Annotated in this window: 2 protein-coding genes; one reads left to right on the forward strand and one right to left on the reverse strand. The window is 31.4% G+C overall.

Going from position 1 to position 1,009, the window contains the following annotated elements; translation table 11 throughout:
• Nucleotides 1-52 precede the first annotated feature (52 nt).
• Nucleotides 53-703: a hypothetical protein gene (locus tag LZ634_RS22220; RefSeq protein WP_234508901.1), complete on the forward strand. Its 651-nt coding sequence runs from the start codon at nucleotides 53-55 to the stop codon at nucleotides 701-703.
• Here the strand turns inward: LZ634_RS22220 and LZ634_RS22800 are convergent.
• Nucleotides 638-988, reverse strand: a complete 351-nt coding sequence (locus LZ634_RS22800) for a transglycosylase domain-containing protein (protein ID WP_414467759.1) — start codon at nucleotides 986-988, stop codon at nucleotides 638-640. The genes LZ634_RS22220 and LZ634_RS22800 overlap by 66 nt on opposite strands.
• Nucleotides 989-1,009 lie beyond the last annotated feature (21 nt).

The following is a 1,009-nucleotide window of genomic DNA, read 5'->3' on the forward strand; positions in this document are numbered from 1 at the left end:
ATTATAATGAATAGATTAATGGTAATGATTATTAATTTACGGATGATTTCTTATGTTTGAGATAATTAAAATAATTATTGGCTTCATATTAACTGGAATTATAGGTGCGATTTTAACTCAGCATTATCAGAAGAAAAACTTCATATATCAAACCACAATAATTAAAATACAAAAAGAAATAGATAGATTAAAAGAACTTGCTGGGAATATAGAAAAACTTGCCGGGATGAGGATTTTCTACGGTCGAAATTTAATTGATAATAATAATCAAAGGGAAAGTAGAGATTTTTACGATGCACGGCTACAATATAAGGAGTCTGTCGAAAAATGGAATGAAAGCCTCTCTTCATTTTTCATTGAACTACGCTCATTAGGGTTAACTCCGGTAGCATATGATTTAGAAAAAGACGTTCATGAAAACCTTCGGCAAGCTCATTTATTAATCGATGATTTAATAAGAAAAAACAAACCGGTTAACATATCAAAAATTGGCCATCACTATTCGATGGCTTTTGAAGGGTTACGGCGTGTATCAAAAATATTAATCTTAGAAACCGATAATAAATGGGATAGAATAATATCTGGAAATTCAGAAAAGCTAAACCAATATAATTTATCTAATGCCAGTATTATAACACTATTCATTACTGTCTTTCACAAAAACCCTCACCTTTTGCGCATACGACGCCCTAATAGTGACTGATTCAGTCCATTTTTCATTAGGTTTCATTGGTTTTGGTCTTAGCAACATTGCTGCCAAAAATGCTTGTTGCTCTGAAGTTAGTTCAGAAAAATCTTTACCAAAACACTTTATAGAAGCCGTTTCAAAACCATACAATCCAGAACCAAAAAAAGCCCGAGTCAAGTAACATCTGATTATTTGCTTTTTAGTGAATTTATAATTAACCAAAATTGAAAGGATAATTTCATATATTTTTCTGAATATTGATAAATCTCTAAAATCTGTCAAAGTCCTGACCATCTGCATGTCGGTGATGCTGCCAACTTA

The sequence above is a fragment of the Kluyvera intermedia genome (assembly GCF_021440345.1).
Classification (GTDB): Bacteria; Pseudomonadota; Gammaproteobacteria; order Enterobacterales; family Enterobacteriaceae; genus Kluyvera; species Kluyvera intermedia_A.